This window comes from Pseudomonas sp. AC532 (assembly GCF_979258965.1).
Window position 1 is genome coordinate 1,182,792 of sequence record NZ_OZ409888.1, and the last position, 14,762, is coordinate 1,197,553.

The window sequence follows — 14,762 nt, forward strand, 5'->3', positions numbered from 1 at the left end:
CCCCGGACGAGTGATCGTCCGGGGCTTTTTGCTGAGCGTCGGCGGCGCCTTGAAATGCACCTCGGCAGCGCCTCCTGCACAGATCAGGCTACAACGCAGCGAACTGTCCGCTGCGTTGTAGCGCCGGCAGTACCTAGCGGCCTGCGGCCACCGCCAGCGGCTTCTGGCTGCGCACGCCTTGGCCCTGTTCGATGAGCGCGAACACCTCGTTCCACATCGCCTGGGTACGCGTCTTCAGCTCGGCCGAATGCGCGCTGAGGCGAGTCGACAGCGCCTGCATCTGCGCCGGGTCGGTCAGGTAGTCGAGCGCGCTGGACAGCTCCTCGTCGCTCAGCTCGATGTTCAGCACGCCTTCGGCAAAGCCGTAGTCGGCGAACAGCATCTGGTACTTGTGGCTCCAACCAGTGGCCAGCGACGGCACACCTTGCGACAGCGCGCTGACCAGGCCGTGGAAGCGGCTGCCCAGGGTGCCACGACAGGCGCCCAGGATGCCCTTGATCACCAACGGATCGGTTTCACGCAGGATCGGCAGGCCGCCCACCGCTTGCGACACCTGCTCGGCTACGCGCGCATCGCCCTCCCCTTCGTGAATCAGCAGGAACGGCTTGGCGCCGCGCTCCACCAGCATCTTGGTCGCACGCTGCAGGAACGGCACATAGCCCTTGGCGACGCTGTCGCCGGTCTTGTCCAGCATCCGGCAGTTGGGAACCACGCAAACCTGATGGATTTCAGGATCGAAGTAGTCCGGCACGGGGCCCGAGATCAGGTTGGTGAAATCCGGCGCGATCTTGATGTTGGCGCGCTCACCAACGATTTCGGTCAGGTAGTCGTAAGAGATTTGCTCACGGGCGAAAATCAGGTCGCAGTTCTCGACGAATTCCTTCACCGCGTCCTTGCTCTTCTGGTCACGGAACGGCCCGAACGCCTGGGGCAGCAGAATCACCTTCGAGCCCTGTTTCTTCCAGCGTTTGCTGGAACGTGCCAGCTCTTCAGACAGGTCCGGGCCCCACTGATCGCTGTAGGCGAAACCCGCAGCGTCGAGCACCACGTTGATGTCTTTGTCCAGCACGATCCCATATTGCTCACGGATGCCGGCCGGCACCAGCGCCGCCAAGTCACCGAACGGGATGCCCGAGCGCCACAGCCAGGCTTTCTGATACAGCCCCAGGGAAGCGCGATTCACGTAAGGATAGGGGCTTTTGGCGCGGCCAGGCTCCATTACCACCTTGGCAGTCGGGAGGTTCTGGCGCACCTGCTGCAGGGCTGCGTGCAGCATCAGTGCTGCGCCCTTGTTGACGAAGCCGGCTTTGCGAATCTCAACGTACATATCACGTTCTCCTGAATTCACGAATCAACTGGGGCACGCTAATGAACACGTGCAGAAAAATACTCTTGGTCATCATGATGAACAGCGGCCGTGTCTTGCGTGACAGCAGCAAGCTCACGTAACCGGCGATGGAATAGGAAATCAGCGTCGCCCAGGCGGAGCCGACCACGCCGTGGCTCTGGATGAGGAAGTAATTGAGCACGATGTTGCTCACGGCGCCGAGGCCCTGGGTGACCAGCGAGAAGATGAACGCTTCTTCGATGATGATCCACTTGCTGAACAGCGCGCGCATGAACACGAAGGTGGCCGCGAAGATATGGATCGCCAGCACCGGGCCGGCATCGACGTATTGGTCGCCATAAAGCGTCAGCACGATCCAGTCGGACAGGAAGAACACCACCACGGCCAGGCCGAAGGCCATGAAGAACAACACGTCCAGCGCCACCTGCATGAAGCGGTTATAGCCGGCGGTGTCGGTCTTGTGCAGGTCGATCATCTTCGGGAAGACCGAGGCCATGAGAATGGTCGGGATCAGGTACCAGGCTTCGGACAGCCGCGAGGCTGCCGAATACACGCCGACCGAATACTCGCCGAGCATGTACTGCAGCATGATCTGATCGACCTTCAGGTAGATCACTGCCGAGAGCGAGCCGAGGAAGATCAGCAGGCTTTTCTTGAGCAGCGTCTTGCCCAGCGTCCAGGAGAAGTCGAAGCGGAAATCGCGCTTGAGCATCACCGCGTAGCAAACCAGGATAGCCGAGGTCACCATCACCACCACCACGTGGGCCAGGGCGATGTACACCAGGCCGGCACCGGCGATGGCCAGAATCATCTTCAGGCCGTTGCCGCCCAGTTGGCCGACGAAGCCTGCCACTGCCGCGTACTTGGCCTGCACGCGCGCCTGGAACCAGTCGATGAGCATCTCGAACGGCGTGAAGAACAGCGCCAGGGCGGTGAACAGCAGCACCAGGAAATTCTGGTCGTTGCCGATCAGGTAGGTGCCCATCATGATCGCGAAGGCGAACACCGAGCAGGCCACCTTGATCACGAATACCGTGGAGAGAATCTGGTCTTCGTTATCGGGGTTGCTGCGCAGCTCCTTCACTACCAGGCCGGTCAACCCGAGGTGCACGACGATGCTGAGCAGGCCCAGCAACGCCAGTGCGTAGTTGAGATAACCGAAATCCTCGGGGCCCAGATAACGGGCCAGTACCACGGTAGTCGCCAGGCCAATGGCCAACATCAGAAACTTTTCGGCCAGCATCCAGCCGGAATTGAGGAGGTACTTCATGCCCTCCTGGACACGCGTGGCGCTCATCGACTGGACATCTCCAGGTGCCCATAGCTGCGGGCTTCATCGAGCGACAGCTTCTGCGAATACGGCACCAGGCCGGTGTCCGCGGCGTAGCCGAGGGAGATGAACATGACGATGCGCTCGTCCGGGTCGAGCTTGAGCAGCTTGGCCGCCGCCACCTCGCGCTCGGGGATGTCCGGCCAGTTGATCGAGCACGAGGAAACCCCCTGGGTCTCCAGCGCGAACATGAAGGACATGGCCGCCAGTGCGCCGTCGATGTAGATCACGTGGCGATCGCGCACATGTGGATAGGCCCGCAGGCGGCCCACCACGGCGACGATGGCCGGGAAGTTGTGATCGAACCCGGCAACACCCATCGGCAGGCGCGACGCCTGGGCCACCGAAGCGGCATCGTCGAAGATCAGGAAGCGGTAGGGCTGGCGATTACAGGCACTCGGCGACTGCACGGCAACCTCTACGGCCTTGTCGATGACCTCGCGCGGCACCGGGCGATCCTGATACCAGCGCACCGAGCGACGCTTCATCGACAGTTGGCGCATGGCGGTGTAGTCCACGCTCGGCGTGCTGACGTCCGCCACGAATGGCACGCGCTGGGCATCCGGATTACGCAGGCTGTGCGGCGAGCCGGCCGGCCGCTCGAAGCGCGCGAACTTCTCGCGGGCGCGGGCGATAACCGGGTGCTCGCCGGTGACGGCAAAATACTCGGCCAGCACATCGTGTGCCCAGCTGACCTCGTCGCGATCCACATTGCCGTTGAGCGAAGCGATGTAGCTGTCGACCGTGTCGCCAATGTAATCCAGGGCGAATACCTCACGCCGCGGCTGCATGATCAGGCCCTTCTCGATGCGGTGTACGGCGCGGCGCAGGAAGTAATTCACCGGCTCGGCGCCGGACAGGTTCTGCTCATGCTGCAAGTGGCCAACCACCACCGCGTAGGCTTCACGGTCGAACGCGGAGGAGAAGAACGAATAATGGAAGCGGCGCAACGTGGAGGAGCGCGACAGCGCCCGGATCCAGCTCATGGCGAGCTTTTTCTGCACGCCCTTGAGGTTATCGATACTGTTGCGCGGCAATACCTTCTTGAGGGATTCCTTCAACATTTTCATAGGCTGTGATTACCGTTCAATGGTTAATATCTCCCCCACAATCGCCGTGCGGCACGGCGACATTTGAATTGGTGGACGCAGGCAGTTGGCAGCCGAACCGCAAGCGTCTGTACGCCGCCATAAAGCTTTCCTGGCTGGCGCATACAGCAGCATCCCTTCCCTACCGCAATCACCGCGCGCGCTCCAGCAGCTCACTGCAGCTGGCGGGACAAACGGCATTTGGTACTGCTAACGGATCGACATCCAACCCAGCACTTCGAGGGCTGGGGGCGGCGTTATGGATTGCCGCCCTTCGTTGTCAGGGGTTAGGACTACGGAGTAACGCTTTGATTCCGCGACCGGATGTTTTCCTGGGAAAAAGTTGCTGGAAGGTCGTTTCTGCTTACGCCAGCCGCGCTGGAACGGGCGTTCCAGCGCGGCTGGCGGACGCTGGAGGCGCTTCAGCACGGCGGTCTGGACCCGTGATTGATACGCACGAAACCGCGCGCCGCGATGAGCCCAGTGCCTAGTGCCTGACCGGAAGTATTTCGCTGAGGGTTTCGTGCAGCTCGCGCATGGAGAACGGCTTGGCGATGGAACGCACCGCCTGACCGGCCACCGACGGTACGCCTTCGCCCTTCCCGGCGATCAGCAATACCGGCAATTCGGGCCTGTGCCGGTAGGCTACGGCGGCCAGTTGCACACCGGTCATGCCGGGCAGGCTGACATCCGAAATGAGCAGGTCAAAGGGTGTGCCTGAGGTCAGCAGGTCGATGGCCGCCTGCGGCTCGGCCGCATTGACAGCTTCACAGCCCATTTCCACCAGCACCTCGCATGCCAGCAGACGGGCTGCCGAGTCGCCCTCGACCACCAACACCCTGTGGGTGGCGGTGCGTGCCTGCCTATTGCTGGCGGTTGATGTCGGCGCTGCCGCGTTGCAATCGACGGCTGGCAGATAGAGGCGTACGGTGGTGCCGACCCCGGGCTCGCTGTGAATGGTCACCTGCCCGCCGCTCTGACGGGCAAAGCCGTGCACCATGGACAGCCCCAGCCCGCTGCCCTGCCCCAGCGACTTGGTGGTAAAGAACGGGTCGAAGACCTTTTCCAGGGTATCGCTGCCCATGCCTGCGCCGGTGTCGGAGAACTCGATCAACAGATAACCACCCGGTGACAGATCTGGCAGCGCAGCCATGTCTTCGGCAGCCAGGTCGACTAGCGATGTCTGCAACTGTATCTGCCCGCCCTCGGGCATGGCATCGCGGGCATTGACGGCGAGATTGAGGATCGCACTTTCCAGCTGTCGGGCGTCCACCATCACCCTGGCCGTGCAGGGCCGGTGATGGCTGCGCAAGGTGATGCCGTCGCTGACGGTACGCCGGACCAGCAATTCCAGCGAGCCCAGCAACGGGCCAACGTCCACCGGCCGGGCATCCAGCGGCTGGCGATGGGAAAAGGTCAGCAGCCGCTGGGTCAATGCGCTGGCGCGGTCCGCGGAAACGCTGGCCGCCTCGATGAACCGCTCGAGCCCCTCCACCTGTCCCCTGGCAATGCGCCGCTTCATGATGTCGAGCGCACCGATGACGCCCGTCAGCATGTTGTTGAAATCGTGGGCGATGCCGCCGGTCAGCGATGCCACGGCGTCCATCTTCTGGCTTTGCAGCAAAGCCAGGTCGGCGTCGTTCCTGGCCCCGTCGTCTACCGGCCGATCGAGAACCGCAGCCAGACAACTGCACAACGAACGCGAGCTGAACGGACGTTCGAGCACCAGCACGCCCGGTGTTGCGAACGATGCGTGGTTCGGCGAACTGCCGACGGCGCCCAGCAGAATGACCGGAACCGAGGCGCGCAACGGCGCTGCGCAGGCATGCTCGCCACCGGCCGCCCAGGCGTCTTCGTCCATCAGGATGGCGCCAATATCGGCGCTCGCCGTCGCTGCCAGCGCAGCGACGTCGCACCCTTCGACAGACAGCTGCAGAGGGGCGAGTAGTGGTAACAACAGCGGCGCTTCGTCACTGCAGATCAGCACGCGCATGCTGGCTCCCCCCGACAACGCAGCGAGGCGCCAAATCGGCGCAGCAGCTGGTATCCCGCGCTTGGCGCAGGGCTAGATAGCCACTTCTTCACAAAGAAGGAAACGATGCACCGAGCACCCAACCAGCGAACGCCAACAGGCGCCCGTACTACCACCGCTTCCATGGAATTCTGCTCTCGACACAACGGGCTGCCTCAGCACGTGACCACGCATGAGGGTATACGCAGCCTTCGACCGCCCTGGCGAGAGGCCGTTCCAGAAATAGCGCAGGGAGATTGGGCAGGCAGCCGGCGTGCGGCAGCGGGCGACAAGTCGGGCAGTCGATCAGCTGGGGCCGATCAGTTCCCTTACCTTGGCGATGACCTGATTGATGTCGAACGGCTTGTCGAAAACCGCCGCGAACAAATCGGGACTGGCGCGCCCGACACTGCCCTGCGCGCCACTCATGAGAATAATCGGCAGGTCGACGGACGCCGACCTGGCCCGTACCGCGCGAGCGAACTCGAGGCCATCCATGATCGGCATCATGAAGTCGGTGATCACCAGTTCGGGACGGTCACGATCGAGCACTTCCAGGGCCTTGCGGCCGTTGCTCGCCTTCACCACCATGTAGCCTTCGTCTTCCATGGCATAGCCGAGAATATCCGCGATCAGGTATTCGTCATCGACTATCAGGATGGTTGTCATAGTCCGTAGGCTCGATCAGGCATATTGCTCAGGCTTCCTGAGCCGGTAACGCTGTCCCTGACAAGGCACCTGCATCGTTCTTGAATGCCTTGCTCAGTTCAATACCATGATCGCTAATGACCACTTCGAGGAGAGACGCGTCGTAATGGCTATCCCTCATTTTCAGAATGGACAATAGGCGTTTTAGTTCAGCATCCTTTTCCACGAAACGCATGAGGATCAGGTTGTCGACGATGCTCGACAACTCGGGGGCCGGGGCATTGATCTCGGCCACGAACAGGTCACGCATCTCCCAGGTGGCGAAAACCGTCACGCCCATCGAGCGCAATTGGCTCATCAGGGCGCTGAAAAATTCGATCAGCCGCGTGCTGCCAACCGCCACACGGGCCATGCCGCCGAGGCTGTCGATGTGCAGGCGCTTGATGCCGTTCTCTTCCACCGCTTTGATGACCCGAGCGCCAAGGCCATCGAGCAGCCCTTCGGTAGTAGGCTGCCACATGATGTGCAACGCGCCCGATTCTTCCAGCGAGCGCAGATCCAGGCCCAAGGCCTCGGCCTTCAGGAGCAGGCGCTGGGGCGTCTCGTAGAAACCGAAGTGCAGGCCGGGGGACTCGACCGTGGACTGCGCGAGGAAATTCAATCCAAGGCTGGTCTTGCCGACGCCCGAGGGCCCCATGATCAACGTTGCGGATGACTCCGACAGGCCACCACCGATCAGCTTGTCCAGACTCGGCACGCCGCTGGATACGCGCGACATTTCCACACTGTCAGGCAGGGTTGGCTTGCTGTAGAGGCTTTCCAGGCGAGGATGAACGACCAGGCCGTCATCGGTGATCTCGCATTCGTGCAGACCGGACAGCGCACCGCTGCCGCGGGTCTTGCGAAGGTGGATGCGACGTACCGAACGCGCACCGAACAACTCTTCGCCAAGCTCGATCACGCCATCGACCATGGTGTGCTCGGGGCTGCCATCGTCGAGACGGGAGCTGGTCAGAAACAACACGGTACAGCCCGCGAACGCTGCATGACCCTGCAGTTCGGAGATGAATTTCTTGGTGTCGATCTGGTTTTCTGCCTTGGAGCGGGCGTTCAGCAGGCCGTCGACGATGAGCAGCGTGGCCTTTTGGCGGCTGATCTCACGGCGCAGCAACTTCACCACTTCGTCGAGGCCCTCGTTCTCCAGCGTATCGAAAGCACTGACGAACTGGATTTCCGCACCGACCCTGTCCGGATCGAAAAAACTCATCGTGGAGAGAAATTGAAAGAGCCTCTCATGGGACTCGGCCAACAGGGTGGCCACCAGTACACGGCCCCCATCGCGGACATGATTGAACGCAACCTGGTTGGCCAGGATGGTCTTGCCCGAGCCGGGGCGTCCTTGAACGATATAGGATGCGCCAGCCACCAGGCCGCCCTTGAGCAACGCGTCCAGCCCCTCGATCCCACTTCTTAGGCGTTGTAGCTGTTCCAAGTTAGGGTCTGCCTCAGTCGAAAATACGCCGTAATAGCTTACGCTTTGAAAGTGCTCTTCCTACTGGTTGACGCCCTGACCGGAAAAGCGATTGGGCGATACTAACATGTTCAATCACCCGCATCTGCTGATTCACCAACGGCTGCAGGCAAACACAGAACGACCGTGGCGCCTTGCCCTGCCTGGCTCTCGACGTAAACGCTGCCGCCCGCCTGTCGGGCAAATCCGTAGACCTGGCTGAGCCCCAGCCCGGTTCCCTTGCCGACATCCTTGGTGGTGAAGAAGGGCTCGAAGAGCCGCGAGCGAATCCCCGGGTCGATACCCACGCCCTGGTCGATCACCGAAATCAGCACGAATTCGCCATGCAGATCCTCCAGCTCGCCATTCAGCGTGCGATTCTCCGCCCGCACCTCTACCTCGCCGCAGCCATCCATCGCATCGCGGGCATTGAGCACCAGATTGAGCAGCGCCATCTCCAGCTGGGCCGGGTCCAGTTCCACCGGATACAGATCGGCAGCGACCTGCATGTGCAGGTGCATCGCCTTGGGCAGGGCCTGGGTGATGAAAGAATGCGCGCTGGCCAGCAGCTCATCGAGCCTGACCAGGCGCTTGGGCATCTGTTCGCAGCGAGCAAACGTCAGCAGGTTGCGGGTCATCTGCGCGCCTCGCTCGCCAGCATCCTGAATGCTGGCCAGCAGGCTGGCCAGGCGCTGCGGGTCGCTGGCCCGGCTGGCGAGTTTGGCGGCACCGAGAATGATGGTAAGCAGGTTGTTGAAGTCATGGGCCATGCTACCGCTCAGCTGGCCTAGGGCCTCGAGCTTCTGCGCCTGAAACAGCTGCGCACGCAAGGCGTCGTAGCGCAGGTCCGCCTCGTAGCGGTCGGAGATGTCGCGGGTGATCTTGGCCAGGCCGATCACCGTGCCGGCATCGTCGCGAATCACGTCGATGGCCACCAGCGCCCAGAAGCGCGTGCCGTCCTTGCGCAGCCGCCAGCCTTCGTCCTGCGCGCGGCCGTCACGCAAGGCGCGCTCGAGAAGCTGCACGGGTTTGCCGTTGTGGCGGTCCTCGTCGGTGTAGAAGATCGACAGCGGTCGCCCGACCACCTCGTGCGCCTCGTACCCCTTGATACGCTGGGCACCCGCATTCCAGGACACGATGCATCCCGCGGGGTCGAGCATGAAAATCGCATAGTCGACCACCGCCTGAACCAGCAATTCGTAATGGCGTTCGGTCAGGGTGCTTGGGGTAAGAGGCGCTAACTGGCTGCTCATGATGGCCCGTTCAAGGCGGCGGAGGTCGTGCAGTTTAATCCGCCAAACGCACGCTGCGACAGTGTGACGTGCAGCCCGCCGATCTCACGCCGATTGCCAGATGGCCAGCGGCCTGGTATCTGTATATAAAAACAGTACTCCACAGTGTTGCATGCCCTTGTCCAGCGACCCGCGCTTCTATTACCTGCATAACTTCCAGAAGGCCCTGGCGTGGATCGGCGCGCGCCATGCCGACTTGCTGAGCCGCCATGAGCATGATTTTCTGCAGGCTTTCGACATTCTCGAGCGGCCGTCCCAGGCGCTACTGGTGCGGATGATCATGCGCAAGGGCGTGCACTTTCGGGCCAGCAAGCTCAACTACGACGAGATTGGCTGTTGCCGCCAGGCGGCACTCCCGCTGTTGGGCCGCGGCTGGGTGATCGATGACGCCGCGCTGCACCTGCACGAGTTGCTGGGGCTGCTGCGCAAGGACGAGATTGTCGCCTGCTTCGCCGACCGGCTCAGCGACCGCCGCGCCCGCAAGGGCGACCTGCTGGAGCAGCTCGCCGCCGACGGCGACGGCGACGGCGACCAAGCCCAAGCCCAAGCCTTTGGCGAGTGGTGTCCGACGTTCGATGACGCGCTTTACAGCCTGACCATCGATGCGCTCAGCGAGCGCCTGCGGCTGATGTTTTTTGGCAACCTGCGCCAGGAATGGTCGGAGTTCGTGCTCGCCGATTTGGGAATATTCCGTTACGAAAGCGTTGATTTTCCGCCTGACTCGCGGGCGCTGCGCTGCCGCGAGGACGTCGACGACTACCTGCACCTGCAGCGCTGCCGTGAAGCGTTCGAAGCCGGTGACACCTCGCAGGCGCTACGCGAGTGCATCGACACGCGGCGCTACAACAACCCCTATATCGCCGAGCGCCGAGCCAAACTGCTGTTTCGTATCGGCCAGCACCTGGAGCGCTGCGCCGAGTTCGAGCAGGCACTGGCGGTGTATGCCAGCAGCGGTTATGGCGCGGCGCGCCAACGGCAGGTTCGTGTGCTGGAGCGCATGATGCGTCATGGCGAAGCCTTCGAGCTCGTCAGCCAGGCCATCGCGACGCCCACCGGCGATGCTGAACTGCAACTGGCAGAACGCGCGGCAGCACGCCTGGCACGGCAACTGGGCCTGCCCAGCGCGAAGCGCAGCAAACCGCCTGCGCCAGCGCGGCTCGACCTGCAACTGCCCAGGCTGCCATCGCTGGCGGTCGAACGGCTGGTGCAGCAGCACCTGCAACGCAACGAAGCGCCGGTCCATTATGTCGAGAACACGCTGATCTGCAGCCTGTTCGGCCTGCTCTGCTGGCCGGCGATCTTCGCCGCGGTACCCGGGGCGTTCTTCCACCCCTTCCAGCATGGCCCGGCTGACCTGCTCAACGCCGATTTCTACCCTCGCCGGCGCGCCATGTTCGCCGCGTGCCTGGCGCAGCTGGAGGATGGCAGCTATCGAGCCAGCATCCGCCAGGCCTACCGCGACAAATTCGGCATCCTGTCACCCTTCGTGCACTGGGGCGTGCTGAGCGAAGCGTTGCTGGAGCAGGCTCTCGACTGCCTGCCGGCGGCTCACCTGCAGGCCTGGTTTCGTCGCCTGCTCGGCGATATCAAGGCCAACCGCGCGGGCATGCCCGACCTCATCCAGTTCTGGCCCGAGGAAAAGCGCTATCGCATGATCGAGGTGAAAGGTCCTGGCGATCGGCTGCAGGACAACCAGCGTCGCTGGCTGGCGTTCTGCGCCGAGCACGGCATGCCGGTGGATGTCTGCTACGTGCAGTGGGCCGACGCGTGAGCTACCGGGTGGCGGTGCGCGCACTCTGCGAATTCACCGCCAAGTGCGGCGATCTCGACCTGCGCTTCACGCCGTCGCCCACCGCCCAGGAGGGCATGGCCGGCCATGCCACGGTGGTTGCCCGGCGCGGTGATCACTATCAATCCGAAGTGCCGCTGGCCGGTGAGTTCGAAGCGTTGCAGGTGCGTGGCCGGGCGGACGGTTTCGATCCGCAGAGCAACCTGCTCGAAGAGATCAAGACCCACCGCGGCGATATCAGTCGGATTCCCGACAACCACCGGCAACTGCACTGGGCGCAGGCGCGGGTGTACGGCTGGCTGCTGTGCGAAAGCCGCGGCCTGCCGCAGATCGACCTCGCCGTGGTGTACTTCAACGTGCTCACCCAAAAGGAAAGCGTCTTCCGTGAAACCCGCACGGCGGTCGAACTGCACGTGTTCTTCGCCGAGCTTTGCAGCCGTTTCATCGCCTGGGCCGAACAGGAGCAGGCGCACCGCCTGACCCGCGACGCGGCGCTGGATACGCTGCGTTTTCCCCATGCCGAGTTTCGTCTCGGCCAGCGGCAACTGGCCGAGGCCGTGTACCGTGCAGCCCGCGACGGGCACTGCCTGATGGCCCAGGCCACCACGGGCATCGGCAAGACACTGGGCACGCTGTTCCCCCAGCTCAAGGCGTTCCCGGAGCGGCAGCTCGACCGGCTGTTCTTCCTGACCGCCAAGACGCCGGGCCGCCAGCTGGCGTTGCACGCCCTGCAGATTCTGCGTGGCGAAGCGCTGCCACTGCGGGTGCTGGAACACGTGGCACGGGACAAGGCCTGCGAGCACCCGGACAAGGCCTGCCATGGCGAATCCTGCCCGCTCGCCCGTGGTTTTTACGACCGTTTGCCTGCCGCGCGCCAGGCGGCGGTCGAGCGTATTTGGCTGGATCAGGCTGCCGTACGCGAAGTCGCCCTGCAGCATGAGGTGTGCCCTTACTACCTCAGCCAGGAGCTGACCCGCTGGGCCGACGTGGTGGTGTGCGACTACAACTACTATTTCGACCTCAGCGCCCTGCTCTACAGCCTCACGCTGATCAACGAGTGGCGCGTCACGCTGCTGGTCGACGAAGCCCACAACCTGATCGAGCGCGCCCGACGCATGTACAGCGCCGAACTCGACCAGGCGCGTTTCGAGGCCATGCGCAGCACCGCGCCCAAGGGCTTGAATGCCGTGCTGACGCGCATCAGTCGCCACTGGAAACAGCTGCACAAGGAGCAGCGCGAGGACTACCAGACCTATGCCCAACCGCCGGACCTGCTGCTCCTGGCGCTGCAGAAGGCCGTCAGTGCCCTCACCGACCACCTGACCGATCAGCCCACCGGCAATGACGGCGAACTGCTGCAGTTCTACCTCGACGCCATGGCCTTCTGCCGGCTGGCAGAAGCCTTCGGCCCGCATTCGCTGTTCGATGTCAGCCGCAAGGAGGATCCCCGCAAGCGCAGCCATTCGGTGCTGTGCCTGCGCAATATCGTGCCGGCGCCCTTTCTGGCGCCGCGTTTCGAAGACAGCCACAGCACCACGCTGTTTTCTGCAACCTTGAGCCCGGCCCGCTATTACGCCGACCTGCTCGGCTTGCCTGAGGCGACCCCCTGGGTGGACGTCGAATCACCGTTCCAGGCCGCACAACTGCAGGTGCAGGCGGTCGGCAACCTGTCGACCCGCTACCAGCACCGCGAGCGCTCGCTGGCGCCCATCGTCGCGCTGATGGCGCGGCAGTTCAGCGAGCGCCCCGGCAATTACCTGGCATTCTTCAGCAGCTACGCGTATCTGCAGCAGGTGCTGGAGCTGTTCGAGCGCCAGCATCCGCAGCTTGAACGCTGGGTCCAGGGGCGGCAAATGGACGAAGCCGAACGCCAGCAGTTCCTCGACCGTTTCCGGCCCGGCGGCCAGGGCATCGGTTTCGCCGTGCTGGGCGGGGTGTTCGGCGAAGGTATCGACCTGCCGGGGGATCGCCTGATCGGTGCCTTCATCGCGACCCTGGGGCTGCCGCAGATCAATCCGGTCAACGAGCAGATCAAGCTGCGTATGGCGGAAATGTTCGGCAGCGGCTATGACTACACCTACCTGTATCCCGGTCTGCAGAAGGTGGTGCAGGCCGCTGGGCGGGTCATCCGCACCCCGCAGGACAACGGCGTCGTGCACCTGATGGACGACCGTTTCACTCTGCCTGAAGTACGCGCCCTGCTGCCGGGCTGGTGGCAGGTGCAGCGCAGCCGGGTGCCGCAAACGCTGCTACCGCCCCTGGCCCGGCAACCATCGCCGCCAGCGAAGCCGATCTCGACCGAGCGGCTGCCCGGTATCACCCAACGCGGTTTGTTCGACCCGCCAGGTTGAACGTCAGCCGGTAGCCGTTGCCGCCAGTGGCAAAATCCGTCTTCAAGGAAGTCGGCGTAACCGACGACGCACTCCAAGGCTGCCGCCTGAGCAGCGTGCCGCGGCCGAGCGGGAAATCGCCGAGAAGAGGCAGACCCTCCAGGAACTCCAGGCGGCGCAGGATGAACAGGACACCCTGCACGAACACACCTGATCAGCGCAGGCGATCGACCACCTGGCCAATCACGCCAAGCATATCGGCGGCCAGTTTCATTGAGCGCTCACCGTTCCAGCCGGTCTGCGGGTCAGGGGTATCGTCATGATCCTTGAAGGGCATCTCCAGGGTGAATGACAGGCAGTCGAATTCTTCGCCAACCGCGTTGCAGGCCAGGTTGAGGTTGGCCTTGCCCGGTGCGCTGCGCGGGTAACCGAAGCGGGTCTGGAACGCCGCGCCACTGCTCACCAGACGCTGGCGAAACTCGTTTTCCAGAGCCTCCAGGCGCGGTGTGAACCCTGGGTTGCCTTCGCACCCGGCGGTAAACACATGGGGAATTTCCTCGTCGCCGTGGATATCGAGAAACAGGTCCACACCGACCTCACGCATCGCCTGTTGCACGAACAACACCTCCGGGCTGCGTTCCAGGCTCGCCGACTGCCAGGCGCGATTGAGGTCCTGGCCCGCCGCATTGGTGCGCAGGTGCCCACGAAAGGCGCCGTCCGGGTTCATGTTCGGCACCAGGTACAGATCGGCCTGCTGCAGCAACGCGTCCAACTCGTCGTCACCCGCATCGCCGAGGCGCCTGATGATGCCCTCCATGAACCATTCGGCCATGTGCTCTCCGGGATGCTGCTGGGCGATGATCCACACCTTGCGGCTCGCACCCGCATGGCGGTGCACGCGCAGCAGCTCGATGTCGCGGCCCTCGATGCTGCGCCCGCGCGCATGCAGCGAGACACCCGGCAACGCCAGGGCCTGGGCGATCAACGCAGTGTGGCGCTCGCGGCTGTAGGGCTCGAAATAGGCGAACCAGATCTGCGCCTGCTCGGGCTCCAGGCCAAAATTCAGTGCGCCATTCTCGAAACGGCTCGGCACGCGGAACCAGGTCTGCTGATCGTAGGAGGCCGCTGCGTTGTAGCCCGTCCAGGCGCGACTGTAGGCCGACTGCCCGGCGTTGGTGATGCTGAAGTCGTGGCGCGTGCCGGGCGTCAGGCCGTCGACATGGAAATGGAACCACTGGAAGTGGTCGCTGTTGAGGTCCTTGCGCATGGCCAGCAGCACCTTGTGCGGGTCGCTGGCGTCCTGCACGAGGATATTGCCGCTGTCGAAATCAGAACCGATCTTCATGGTTATTCCCAACGCTATTCACGATCGCACCAGCATCGCAGGTTCCTGGCCAACGGGAAATCCATAGGCAC

Annotated in this window: 11 protein-coding genes; 2 read left to right on the forward strand and 9 right to left on the reverse strand. The window is 63.3% G+C overall.

Going from position 1 to position 14,762, the window contains the following annotated elements:
* Window positions 1–133 precede the first annotated feature (133 nt).
* The 7 genes from ACZ0AV_RS05695 to ACZ0AV_RS05725 form a co-directional block, all read right to left on the reverse strand.
* Window positions 134–1,327 carry a polysaccharide pyruvyl transferase family protein gene (locus ACZ0AV_RS05695; protein WP_499150142.1) on the reverse strand — a complete coding sequence of 398 codons (1,194 nt, stop codon included), beginning with the start codon at window positions 1,325–1,327 and terminating at the stop codon, window positions 134–136.
* A 1-nt stretch (window position 1,328) separates the two neighbouring features.
* Entirely contained in the window at window positions 1,329–2,645 is a 1,317-nt protein-coding gene (locus ACZ0AV_RS05700; RefSeq protein WP_499150143.1) for a flippase, read from the reverse strand.
* Window positions 2,642–3,748, reverse strand: coding sequence for a nitroreductase family protein (locus ACZ0AV_RS05705; protein ID WP_499150144.1), 1,107 nt, complete (start codon window positions 3,746–3,748; stop codon window positions 2,642–2,644). Before ACZ0AV_RS05705 ends, ACZ0AV_RS05700 begins: the two co-directional genes overlap by 4 nt.
* Before the next feature lie 505 nt (window positions 3,749–4,253).
* A complete protein-coding gene (locus ACZ0AV_RS05710; protein WP_499150145.1) occupies window positions 4,254–5,759 on the reverse strand; it encodes an ATP-binding protein in 1,506 nt (501 codons plus the stop codon).
* Window positions 5,760–6,083: 324 nt separating this feature from the next.
* Window positions 6,084–6,446 carry a response regulator gene (locus ACZ0AV_RS05715; protein WP_499150146.1) on the reverse strand — a complete coding sequence of 121 codons (363 nt, stop codon included), beginning with the start codon at window positions 6,444–6,446 and terminating at the stop codon, window positions 6,084–6,086.
* Window positions 6,447–6,474: 28 nt separating this feature from the next.
* Window positions 6,475–7,917, reverse strand: coding sequence for an ATPase domain-containing protein (locus ACZ0AV_RS05720; protein WP_499150147.1), 1,443 nt, complete (start codon window positions 7,915–7,917; stop codon window positions 6,475–6,477).
* A gap of 110 nt (window positions 7,918–8,027) precedes the next feature.
* Window positions 8,028–9,188, reverse strand: coding sequence for a two-component system sensor histidine kinase NtrB (locus ACZ0AV_RS05725; protein WP_499150148.1), 1,161 nt, complete (start codon window positions 9,186–9,188; stop codon window positions 8,028–8,030).
* 151 nt (window positions 9,189–9,339) lie between these two features.
* Here ACZ0AV_RS05725 and ACZ0AV_RS05730 point away from each other — a divergent pair, with 151 nt between their 5' ends.
* Window positions 9,340–10,998: a VRR-NUC domain-containing protein gene (locus ACZ0AV_RS05730; RefSeq protein WP_499150149.1), complete on the forward strand. Its 1,659-nt coding sequence runs from the start codon at window positions 9,340–9,342 to the stop codon at window positions 10,996–10,998.
* A complete protein-coding gene (locus tag ACZ0AV_RS05735; RefSeq protein ID WP_499150150.1) occupies window positions 10,995–13,367 on the forward strand; it encodes an ATP-dependent DNA helicase in 2,373 nt (790 codons plus the stop codon). Before ACZ0AV_RS05730 ends, ACZ0AV_RS05735 begins: the two co-directional genes overlap by 4 nt.
* Here ACZ0AV_RS05735 and ACZ0AV_RS05740 read toward each other — a convergent pair.
* Window positions 13,333–13,548 (reverse strand): hypothetical protein, encoded by a 216-nt coding sequence (locus ACZ0AV_RS05740; protein WP_499150151.1) that lies wholly within the window; start codon window positions 13,546–13,548, stop codon window positions 13,333–13,335. The genes ACZ0AV_RS05735 and ACZ0AV_RS05740 overlap by 35 nt on opposite strands.
* Window positions 13,549–13,560: 12 nt before the next feature.
* Window positions 13,561–14,691: a M14 family metallopeptidase gene (locus ACZ0AV_RS05745; RefSeq protein WP_499150152.1), complete on the reverse strand. Its 1,131-nt coding sequence runs from the start codon at window positions 14,689–14,691 to the stop codon at window positions 13,561–13,563.
* Window positions 14,692–14,762: the final 71 nt, after the last annotated feature.

What these genes read in the sequence shown, in the direction of transcription:
- ACZ0AV_RS05745 (WP_499150152.1), bottom strand. Translation starts at nt 14,691, where the DNA reads ATGAAGATCGGTTCTGATTTCGACAGCGGCAATATCCTCGTGCAGGAC.
- ACZ0AV_RS05705 (WP_499150144.1), bottom strand. Translation starts at nt 3,748, where the DNA reads ATGAAAATGTTGAAGGAATCCCTCAAGAAGGTATTGCCGCGCAACAGT.
- ACZ0AV_RS05730 (WP_499150149.1), top strand. Translation starts at nt 9,340, where the DNA reads ATGCCCTTGTCCAGCGACCCGCGCTTCTATTACCTGCATAACTTCCAG.
- ACZ0AV_RS05695 (WP_499150142.1), bottom strand. Translation starts at nt 1,327, where the DNA reads ATGTACGTTGAGATTCGCAAAGCCGGCTTCGTCAACAAGGGCGCAGCA.
- ACZ0AV_RS05710 (WP_499150145.1), bottom strand. Translation starts at nt 5,759, where the DNA reads ATGCGCGTGCTGATCTGCAGTGACGAAGCGCCGCTGTTGTTACCACTA.
- ACZ0AV_RS05715 (WP_499150146.1), bottom strand. Translation starts at nt 6,446, where the DNA reads ATGACAACCATCCTGATAGTCGATGACGAATACCTGATCGCGGATATT.
- ACZ0AV_RS05725 (WP_499150148.1), bottom strand. Translation starts at nt 9,188, where the DNA reads ATGAGCAGCCAGTTAGCGCCTCTTACCCCAAGCACCCTGACCGAACGC.
- ACZ0AV_RS05700 (WP_499150143.1), bottom strand. Translation starts at nt 2,645, where the DNA reads ATGAGCGCCACGCGTGTCCAGGAGGGCATGAAGTACCTCCTCAATTCC.